Origin of the sequence: Mucilaginibacter antarcticus (assembly GCF_042686155.1) — a bacterium.
In the GTDB taxonomy this organism is placed as follows: Bacteria; Bacteroidota; Bacteroidia; order Sphingobacteriales; family Sphingobacteriaceae; genus Mucilaginibacter; species Mucilaginibacter antarcticus.
Window position 1 is genome coordinate 56,562 of the sequence record NZ_JBHUON010000025.1, and the last position, 8,616, is coordinate 65,177.

An 8,616-nucleotide genomic window follows, 5' to 3' on the forward strand; every position below is an offset into this window, starting at 1 on the left:
CCTATGATAGCAAAGAAAGAACACTGGGAAAACGTTTATGAACAGAAACTACTTACAGAAGTAAGCTGGTATGAAGAAAGACCTGAAGCGTCCCTAAACCTTATCGCAGACTTGAATTTACCAAAAAATTCAGCGATAATCGATATTGGCGGCGGTGACAGTTTTTTGGTGGATCATTTATTAGCACTGGGATATACCAATATTTCCGTACTTGATATTTCTGCCAAAGCGATCGAAAGAGCCAAACTCCGGTTGGCGAACAAAGCACAACAGGTTGAATGGATCGTTAGCGATGTATTAGATTTCAAACCTGCAAAAGTCTATGATCTGTGGCATGACCGGGCGGCTTTCCATTTCCTCACTGACACTAAAGATGTGCGAAGCTATCTGGACAAAGTAAACCTGTCGCTGAAAACCGGCACTTTTGCGGTGATCGCTACCTTCGCCGAAGATGGTCCGGAAAAGTGTAGCGGCTTAGCTGTCCGGCCATATTCCGAAAAAGGCTTGGGCGAGTTATTCAGCATGTATTTTGAAAAGCAGCAATGTTTTCACACCACCCATCTTACACCATTCCAAATCATTCAAAAATTCATTTATTGCAGCTTTACACGAAAATGATGCGTAAATTTTGTTATCGAACACCAAAGCTTGTTGTAAAAAATCCTGCCGGGATACCTGAGCTGCTTTAAATAGGTTGTTCATCTAGCCTGAAGCAACTATGCAGAAAGCTGACCAGAGACGACACTATGCCTGTTCTTTAGATAGGCCTTGAATGATGCGTAAATTTAGTAGTGCTAATCGTTAGTTCAGCTTGATCGAGAAAAAGCGATAAGTCCACCAAATTATATAAATATTCTCTCGAATCCTGTAAAATTCAAAGTCTAAACCGTCCGTAAATTTGTGCTGTTAAACAAAAGACATGGCAGCACTACAATTACAAACCCTTACTTTTCCCGTTACCGGCATGACCTGCGCCGCTTGCGCCTCCAGTGTAGAATCTATGATCGGCGCGCAAAAAGGCGTTGAAAAGGCAGAGGTAAATTACGCCACGCAGTCCGTTAAGGTTGCCTTTCATCCGGAAATTATTCAGCCTGTCAGTTTACAGCAATCGGTTCAATCTGTCGGTTATGATCTGATCATTGATACGGTAAACGGAAAAGAAAAACAAGCAGCGGCACAACAGAGCCATTACCAGCAGTTGAAGAGAAATATTACCTGGGCCATTATTTTAACTGTTCCCGTGGTAATGATCGGGATGGTATTTATGGACATCCCTTATGCCAATTATATCATGATGGTATTAACCGCTCCGGTGCTTTTCATAGCGGGCAAAAACTTTTTCATCAATGCCTGGAAGCAAGCCCGACATGGCCGGGCCAACATGGATACGCTGGTCGCCATGAGTACTGGTATAGCCTTTTTATTCAGTGTTTTCAATACCTTTTATCCTGAGTTCTGGCACCGGCAAGGCTTGCACCCGCATGTTTATTTTGAAGCAGCTTCGGTGGTGATCATTTTTATCATGCTCGGGAAGCTATTGGAAGAAAAAGCCAAATCAAACACTTCATCTGCGATCAAGAAATTAATAGGTCTGCAACCCAAAACAGTACTGCTGATCACCACGCAGGGAGAGATCGAAACCGCTATCGCAGATGTGCAGATCGGTGACCAATTGTTAGTTCGTCCGGGTGATAAGATCCCTGTAGACGGTGTGGTCTATCAAGGCAATTCTTTTGTAGATGAAAGCATGATCAGCGGTGAACCCGTCGCGGTTGAGAAAAAAGTCGGTGATCCCGTTTTTTCAGGTACCTTAAACCAAAAAGGCAGTTTTCGATTCAAAGCGGAAAAAGTAGGCAGCGGTACCATGCTGGCCCAGATTATCCAATTAGTGCAGGATGCGCAAGGCTCTAAAGCGCCGGTACAGAAATTGGTGGATAAGATCGCTGGCATTTTTGTACCCATCGTGATGCTGATCGCCTTATTAAGTTTAGGGGCATGGCTGTTTTTCGGCGGTCAACATGCCTTAACACAAGGCTTACTGGCAATGGTTACCGTGCTGGTTATCGCCTGTCCCTGCTCTTTAGGGCTGGCTACGCCTACGGCTATAATGGTGGGTATTGGTAAGGGTGCCGAAAATGGCATTTTAATTAAGGATGCAGAAGGTTTAGAAATAGGCCATAAGGTCAACACGGTGGTTTTAGATAAAACCGGCACCATCACACAGGGAAAACCCATAGTTACAGACCTGCATTGGGCAAAGTCACTTCCTATTGATCAAAGTCAATTACAGGCATTATTTTTAGCGGTAGAACAACAATCTGAACATCCTTTAGCTGATGCCATAGTAGCTTACCTTAAACGCAGCCATGAAGCTTTGGTAAAAGTAACCTCTTTTAATAGTTTAACTGGGCGCGGCGTTGAGGCAAATTATGACGGCCAAATTTATTTTGCAGGAAGCCATAAACTGATCGAAGAAAGAAATATAATCGTACCCGAAGATTTGAAAACTTCTATCAGCACCTATTTAAATCAGGCAAAAACGGTGATCTATTTCGCCAATCAAACGCAGGTACTGGCAATTGCAGCTATCACTGACCCGATAAAGACAGGTTCAGCAGCGGCAGTAAGCCAATTAAAAAAACAGGGAATCGAGGTATATATGTTGACAGGCGATAATGCGCAAACCGCAGCTGCTATAGCAAAAGAAGCGGGTATTGATCATTTTAAGGCCGATACCATGCCATCAGACAAAGCAGATTTTGTGAAACGACTACAAAGCCAGGGAAAAATCGTAGCCATGATCGGTGACGGCATCAATGATAGCCAGGCATTGGCTCAGGCAGATGTAAGCATAGCGATGGGGAAAGGTTCTGATATCGCGATGGACGTAGCCAAGATCACCTTGGTTTCGTCAGACCTTCAGCAAGTGCCCAAAGCATTAAGGCTTTCCAAACTCACGGTTCGTACGATACGTCAAAACCTGTTCTGGGCATTTATATATAACCTGATCGGTATACCTATTGCCGCGGGTGTTTTATACCCTGTTAATGGGTTCTTACTCAACCCGATGATCGCAGGCGCAGCAATGGCATTAAGCTCGGTATCGGTGGTCAGTAATAGCCTTCGGCTAAAATTTTCAAAACTTAACCTTTAATTTTTAAATCATAAACAAACATGGAAACTTTAAAATTCAAAACCAATATCAAATGTGGCGGTTGTATTGCAGCCGTTACCCCAACTCTAAATACTTTAGACGGCGTAGCCAAATGGGATGTAGATACCGCAAACCCGGATAAGATCCTTACAGTAGAATTGAACGAAGGGTTGACAGCGAGCGAGGTTATCAGCGCTTTAAAAAGCAAAGGATACAACGCTGAAAAAATTTAACTGTATTTTCGTTCAAATAAATAGATGATCCTGCATATCAAAAATATGGTTTGTGACCGCTGCATTATGGTGGTCAGGCAACAGTTGCAAAATATTGGGCTGGACGTTGGCGAAGTCAATTTAGGCACCGCCATCGTTCAGCCTGAGCCGAGCAATGAACAATTGAGCCTAATCTCATCACAACTTAAATTGCTGGGCTTTGAATTGCTGGACAATGAAAAGGATCAAATGGTGGAACGGATTAAAAGTCTGGTCATTGAAAAGGTACATTATAGTGACCTGGCCGATTCCCATTTGAATTTCTCGCAGTATATTTCCGAGGGTCTGAATAAGGATTATGCTTACCTCAGCCGGATGTTCTCCGATGCGGAAGATACGACTATTGAAAAGTTTATTATCCAGCAAAAGATCGAAAAAGTAAAAGAACTGCTGGAATACGGGCAATTAAATTTAAACGAGATCACCTGGAAGATGGGTTACAGCAGCAGCGCGCATTTATCTGCACAATTTAAAACGATAACCGGTTTAACGCCCAGCCAATTTAAAGCTTCAGGGAAAATGAGCAGAAAAGCTATTGATAAAATTTGATTCAACTCAAAACAAATTAATAAGGCATCAGGTTCAATAATAAAGCTTTAACCATGGAAAAAGGGAATTACAAAATATTTGTTTGGATGCTGGTCTTGTCATTTATCATCATGTACGGAGTGATGTTTTTAAATGTTGATCAAGCCGATCATATTTATTTAAGCATGACCCGACTGTACATGACTTTAATGATGGTAGCCGCCATGGCCTTATTGATGTTAACGATGATGCGGATGATGTATAAAAACCGTAAGCTGAATATTATTATTACGCTATCAAGCATAGCAGTTTTCATTCTTTGCCTTGTCGGAGTTCGAACCCAAACCTTTGTTGGAGATGTGCAATATATGAAAGGGATGATCCCACACCATTCTATTGCTATCATGACCAGTAAAAACGCGAATATTAAAGACCCGGAAGTGAGAAAACTTGCCGATGGGATCATCGCAGCCCAGGAGAAGGAGATCGCCCAAATGAAAAAAATATTGATACGGTTGGATAAATAATGACTAAAGGATATAAATTTAAAACGGAATTATATAAAACTTTTTATAGCCTTATTGCTTAAGTTTGCATTGAAGATGAAAAGTAAAGCGCTTTTATTATTATTCATATTCCTGCTAAACACCGTTACCGGGTTTGCTTGCTCTATACGTATGTCTATTCATGAACAGGAGGAAACTACAGAACACCATGATACAAGTGCTGAAGTTACCGATCATCACCACAATGGCGATGAAGCTACCGAACATCATCATGAACATCGCAAATTATCCCAGCCTTTGGTTCATGGAGAACCATTATTGAATCAACCCGCTATCTCTAATAACGATCCATGTTGTCAGGGAACGGTTAACAATTTTAATACCTTAGCCAAGGTAACTCCACAGTCAAGCCACATTATTTTACTGGCACCCTTTACTTACATTTGTACTTGTCACCAATTCCATTTAAAGCCCATTTCGGTTAGTCAAACCAATCGATTCGTATCGATTGACGGACGACGACGGCCTCCCACATATCCTATCCGTATCGCGCTGCAAAGCTTTCAGATTTGATTAATTAATAGATCACCAGAACTATATGGCTCTGCCATGTTCCAATTTTCCTATTACATTAATAATTAATTCAGATCATGAAAAAGATATTTTTATTGGTTGTCCTGATGGCAACTGTTTCTACCCAACTACTTTTTGCGCAGGATACTAAGTCAACCTCGCTTGCACCTTTATTGGCATCTTATTACGATATTAAAGATGCTTTGATCAAATCAAACAGTGCCGATGCTGCTACCCATGCCGGAGATTTTTTAAAAGCGGTTAACGGCGTGGATATGAAATCGCTTGCCGCAGCAGATATGTCCACTTTTATGGCCGCACAAGAAAAGTTGGCGTTCGATGCCAGGCATATTTCTGAGAGTAAGGATATCGCCCACCAAAGGGAGCATTTCGCTAATTTTTCAGCTAACTTTTTTAAACTGGCCAAAGCTGTAAAATTTACCGATAAGCCTGTTTATTATGCTTATTGCCCGATGAAAAAGAGCTATTGGTTATCGGCTGAAGACGCGATCAAAAACCCTTACTATGGTAGCCAAATGCTTACCTGTGGTAAGGTTACTGAAACCCTGAATAAATAAATTAACCTATTTTCTTAACAATATTACCATGTGCTCATTTGCACTTGGTGGTCAAAAATTATAATCATTTCATGAAAAATCTAATCATTGTTTCATTTATTAGCGTGGCTTCACTATCAATGGTCGCCTGTAATAACACCAATAAATCAGCTGCTACCGGCACAAAGGATACGACCGCTTCAACAAATGCTGCCCCGGCCAGTGCTGCATCTACTACTGCAAAAGGTCGCGTTGATCCTAGAACTACCGCTTCTGTAATGGAAATGGTCGGAAAATATTTACAGCTAAAAAATGCGCTTACCAAAGATAATAGCAGCGATGCGGCTACCGCCGGAAAAGCGCTGTCAACCGACTTTACAAAACTTGATCAATCGGTATTAACATCAACGCAAAAGAAATCATTCACTGACATCGCCGATGATGCGAAGGAAATGGCCGAGCATATTGGGATGAGTGGCGGTAAGCTACCCCATCAGCGCGAACATTTTGATATGTTAAGCAAGGATATGTATGACCTGGTTAAACTATTTGGCGCAGCACAACCTTTGTTTGTAGATCATTGCCCGATGTATAATGATAAAAAGGGTGCTATCTGGCTGAGTGAAACCAAAGAGATCAAAAACCCCTATATGGGTTCAGGTATGTCTACCTGTGGTACCGTCCAGGAAGAATTAAAATAGAGGCTATGAAACGTGTGATCAAGATTTCGCTGATTGTAATAGTTGCGCTATTTATCATTATCCAGTTCATCCCCCGCGATCATAATGAAAGCGAAGCTATGGCAGCAAATGATATAAGCAAAGTATATGCGGTTCCGGTAAACGTTGGTGCCATTCTTAAAAGGTCATGTTATGACTGCCATAGCGATAAAACCAATTATCCGTTTTACGCCCGTATCCAGCCAATGCGATATATGATGGACAAGCACGTTAGCAAGGGAAAGGAAGAACTGAATTTTAATGAGTTTAGTTCCTAGTCTTCCAGGAAACAAAGAAGTAAATTAAGGGCTATCGGTGAAAGTTTGGAAGAAGGCTCGATGCCTATATCCTCCTACACATTCATTCACAGGGATGCCATTCTTTCAAAAGATGATAAAAATGTCCTGATGGCTTGGATTAAACTGAACAGCGATGGCCCTGTAATAAAGAATTAAAGATGAAAAAAATACTATTTGTAGCGATAATGCTTTGCATAAAGCAGTTCGCGTTCGCACAAAATGATATGCAAAACATGGCGGGCATGCAAAAGCAACAGCCTGTAACCTATACCTGTGTCATGCACCCCGAAATCCATGCGACGAAGCCGGGTAATTGCCCTAAATGCGGTATGAAACTGGTTAAAGAAAAACCTAAAGCTACGGCAAAAAAGGCCGCTGTTATGCCTGCGAAAGCACCCGGAAAGAAAGCGGATGATGTGGGTGGAATGAAAATGGACGGGATGAAAATGGATCAGAAAAAGTCACCCGCTGAAAAGCCGGATGGTATGCAAATGCCCAAAAATGCCGGTAAAAAAGCAGATGATATGGGTGGAATGAAAATGGACGGGATGAAAATGAATGATGCCGGTGAAATGGCCAATGATATGAAAACCGCAAAAGCAAAATTAGGCCCGGTCAAAACCCTGATCAATAATGTGCCGCCGCATACTGTTCGTTATGATCTCTACATTGCAGATACCATTGTAAACTATGCAGGGAAACCCAAAAGGGCGATCGCAGTGAATGGCAGCATCCCCATGCCGACCCTGACTTTTACCGAAGGCGATACGGCCGAGATATATGTACATAATAAACTAAAAGAAGAAACATCCCTGCACTGGCATGGGCTTTATTTACCCAACCGTTATGACGGCGTACCTAATCTGACACAGATGCCGATCATGCCGGGTGAAACCCATTTATATAAATTCCCGATCAAACAGCATGGCACCCATTGGTACCATAGCCATACCGGCTTGCAGGAGCAGATTGGTATGTACGGTGCCTTTATCATGAATAAACGGAAAGAATGGAATATCCCAACCTTACCAATAGTGCTGAGTGAGTGGACAAACATGAACCCTAAAGAGGTTGATCGCAGTTTACACGCGGCATCCGACTGGTTTGCTATACAAAAAGGCACTACGCAAAGTTATTGGGAGGCGATCAGATCCGGTCATTTTAAAACCAAAGTAGCGAATGAATGGAAGCGCATGAATGCGATGGATGTGAGCGATGTTTACTACGATAAATTTCTGATCAACGGCAAAGATCAAAATGAGCAGCCCCAATATAAAGCCGGGGATAAGGTAAGGCTGCGTATAGCCAATGGCGGTGCTACATCCTACTTCTGGCTCAAATATGCCGGTGGTAAAGTTACTGTGGTGGCAACTGATGGAAATGACGTTGATCCGATTGAAGTGGACAGGCTGATAATAGCACCATCTGAAACCTATGATGTAGTAGTTACTATTCCGGAAAGTAAAAGCTATGAGTTTTTGGTTACACCGGAAGACCGTACCAAATCAGCATCGCTTTGGTTAGGGAAAGGTCAGAAAGTGTCCGCTGAAAAAATGCCAAAGCTGAAATATTTTGCCGGTATGAAGATGATGAACGACATGATGGACATGAGCGGGAACATGGTACCAATGGAAGGCATGAAAATGCAGAACCAGACAATGGACATGAATACCGTAATGTATCCTGAAATAACCGGCGCGGATAAACCACAGGCAGATGATAAAAAGGGCGCTATGCCAGGTATGCAGATGCCGAACGGTAAAAGCATGGCGGGCATGAATATGGCTGCAGAAAATTCGGATATTATGACCCTTAACTACGGGATGCTCCGTGACCCGCATAACACTAGCTTACCCAAAGGCCCGATAAGGGAACTTAAATTTGATCTGACCGGAAACATGAATCGTTATGTATTTGATATTCCGGGGATGTTGACCACCTGATTCCGTGGCAAAGTGACCATGCAATTAGCTGGCGAACGATAGCAGCGAGAGCTGTAAAAGTGTTT

Annotated in this window: 9 protein-coding genes and 1 pseudogene; all 10 read left to right on the forward strand. The window is 42.3% G+C overall.

Annotated elements, in window-relative coordinates; all coding sequences use genetic code 11:
* Positions 1 to 3: 3 nt before the first annotated feature.
* Positions 4 to 618: a class I SAM-dependent methyltransferase gene (locus ACFSYC_RS17005; RefSeq protein ID WP_377129998.1), complete on the forward strand. Its 615-nt coding sequence runs from the start codon at positions 4 to 6 to the stop codon at positions 616 to 618.
* A 301-nt stretch (positions 619 to 919) separates the two neighbouring features.
* Positions 920 to 3,154 (forward strand): heavy metal translocating P-type ATPase, encoded by a 2,235-nt coding sequence (locus ACFSYC_RS17010; RefSeq protein ID WP_377130000.1) that lies wholly within the window; start codon positions 920 to 922, stop codon positions 3,152 to 3,154.
* A 20-nt stretch (positions 3,155 to 3,174) separates the two neighbouring features.
* The gene (locus ACFSYC_RS17015) at positions 3,175 to 3,387 is read left to right on the forward strand and encodes a heavy-metal-associated domain-containing protein (protein WP_377130002.1); all 213 of its coding nucleotides are present in this window, start codon (positions 3,175 to 3,177) and stop codon (positions 3,385 to 3,387) included.
* Between the two features lie 24 nt (positions 3,388 to 3,411).
* Positions 3,412 to 3,975, forward strand: coding sequence for a helix-turn-helix domain-containing protein (locus ACFSYC_RS17020; RefSeq protein WP_377130004.1), 564 nt, complete (start codon positions 3,412 to 3,414; stop codon positions 3,973 to 3,975).
* A 53-nt stretch (positions 3,976 to 4,028) separates the two neighbouring features.
* Positions 4,029 to 4,481, forward strand: coding sequence for a DUF305 domain-containing protein (locus ACFSYC_RS17025; RefSeq protein ID WP_377130006.1), 453 nt, complete (start codon positions 4,029 to 4,031; stop codon positions 4,479 to 4,481).
* 75 nt (positions 4,482 to 4,556) lie between these two features.
* Entirely contained in the window at positions 4,557 to 5,033 is a 477-nt protein-coding gene (locus ACFSYC_RS17030) for a hypothetical protein (RefSeq protein ID WP_377130008.1), read from the forward strand.
* Positions 5,034 to 5,110: 77 nt separating this feature from the next.
* On the forward strand, positions 5,111 to 5,611 hold the full coding sequence (locus ACFSYC_RS17035) for a DUF3347 domain-containing protein (RefSeq protein ID WP_377130010.1): 501 nt from the start codon (positions 5,111 to 5,113) through the stop codon (positions 5,609 to 5,611).
* Between the two features lie 71 nt (positions 5,612 to 5,682).
* Positions 5,683 to 6,291, forward strand: coding sequence for a DUF3347 domain-containing protein (locus ACFSYC_RS17040; protein ID WP_377130012.1), 609 nt, complete (start codon positions 5,683 to 5,685; stop codon positions 6,289 to 6,291).
* A gap of 5 nt (positions 6,292 to 6,296) precedes the next feature.
* A pseudogene (locus ACFSYC_RS17045) lies at positions 6,297 to 6,764 on the forward strand (heme-binding domain-containing protein).
* A gap of 2 nt (positions 6,765 to 6,766) precedes the next feature.
* On the forward strand, positions 6,767 to 8,551 hold the full coding sequence (locus ACFSYC_RS17050) for a multicopper oxidase domain-containing protein (protein WP_377130014.1): 1,785 nt from the start codon (positions 6,767 to 6,769) through the stop codon (positions 8,549 to 8,551).
* The last annotated feature ends 65 nt before the right edge of the window (positions 8,552 to 8,616 follow it).

Excerpts from the sequence above, each read along its gene's own strand:
- ACFSYC_RS17040 (WP_377130012.1), top strand. The coding sequence starts at position 5,683 with ATGAAAAATCTAATCATTGTTTCATTTATTAGCGTGGCTTCACTATCA.
- ACFSYC_RS17050 (WP_377130014.1), top strand. The coding sequence starts at position 6,767 with ATGAAAAAAATACTATTTGTAGCGATAATGCTTTGCATAAAGCAGTTC.
- ACFSYC_RS17020 (WP_377130004.1), top strand. The coding sequence starts at position 3,412 with ATGATCCTGCATATCAAAAATATGGTTTGTGACCGCTGCATTATGGTG.
- ACFSYC_RS17015 (WP_377130002.1), top strand. The coding sequence starts at position 3,175 with ATGGAAACTTTAAAATTCAAAACCAATATCAAATGTGGCGGTTGTATT.
- ACFSYC_RS17010 (WP_377130000.1), top strand. The coding sequence starts at position 920 with ATGGCAGCACTACAATTACAAACCCTTACTTTTCCCGTTACCGGCATG.
- ACFSYC_RS17005 (WP_377129998.1), top strand. The coding sequence starts at position 4 with ATGATAGCAAAGAAAGAACACTGGGAAAACGTTTATGAACAGAAACTA.
- ACFSYC_RS17035 (WP_377130010.1), top strand. The coding sequence starts at position 5,111 with ATGAAAAAGATATTTTTATTGGTTGTCCTGATGGCAACTGTTTCTACC.
- ACFSYC_RS17030 (WP_377130008.1), top strand. The coding sequence starts at position 4,557 with ATGAAAAGTAAAGCGCTTTTATTATTATTCATATTCCTGCTAAACACC.
- ACFSYC_RS17025 (WP_377130006.1), top strand. The coding sequence starts at position 4,029 with ATGGAAAAAGGGAATTACAAAATATTTGTTTGGATGCTGGTCTTGTCA.